We start from the raw sequence: 972 nt of genomic DNA on the forward strand, positions 1-972 counted from the left end.
CGGAGACAAAGATAAACGCGGGCACAGATATGAGCATAACGGGCACCGGCACTGTTGCCGACCCCTATGTGGTCAACAGTACCTTTACGGAGGTTGACGGGAGTACCAGCAACGAAACGGTAACGGGGCTAAGCTTTGATGGAAGCGTGATAACCTTGTCAGAAGGCGGGAATACCGATAAGACCGTTGACATAAGCGGTGTGAGCACGGACGACCAAACGGCCTCCGAGGTAACATTTATACCAACAGGGAATACTTCCAGTACAGAGGTGCAATCTGCAATTGAGGAATTACAAACTGAAATCGATGGCTTTTCTGCTATAGCTGGACAGACAAATACGGCGTCAAATGTAGGCGGTGGAGTAGGCATATTTGCTAGGAAAAATTCTGCTGATCTAGAATTTAAGAGTTTGAATGCTGCATCCAATAAGCTTTCTATTATTGATGATACGGCAAATGACGAGGTGGATATTGATATTAATGAAGCTAATTTGACAATAACAGAAAGTCAAATTTCAGATTTAAACCATACTATAGATACAGACGATCAAACTGCAACGGAAGTAAGTTACGACAATACATTATCGGGGTTGACCTCAACCAATACCCAGTCAGCAATCGATGAGGTGGCCTCTGAGAGCAGCGATGACCAGAATTTGGAATCTGCAACGTTGGACACTGACAATATATTGAGCCTTGGCATAGAAGACGGGACGGGAGCGACGGTAGACCTGTCGCCCTTGGACGAATCGGCGGAAGTAACGGCACTGGACGGACGCGTAACGGCCAACGCAACAGATATCGGTAGCAATAGTACTTCTATTACGAATTTGGACGGAAGAGTTACCACTAACGCCACGGCGATCAGCGACCATATAGCCGCCGACGGGGATCTGGACGGCCAGAACGAAATACAGGATCTGGAACTGAGCGGCAACGAGCTGAAGATCACGAACAACCCATCTGCGACGC

General features: G+C 47.6%; 1 protein-coding gene. It reads left to right on the top strand.

Annotated elements, in window-relative coordinates:
- Positions 1-29 precede the first annotated feature (29 nt).
- Positions 30-972: hypothetical protein (locus tag PSF86_RS17735; RefSeq protein ID WP_277901431.1), on the top strand; the 943-nt coding region annotated here is incomplete at its 3' end.

Source organism: Galbibacter pacificus, from assembly GCF_029603165.1.
GTDB lineage: Bacteria > Bacteroidota > Bacteroidia > Flavobacteriales > Flavobacteriaceae > Galbibacter > Galbibacter pacificus.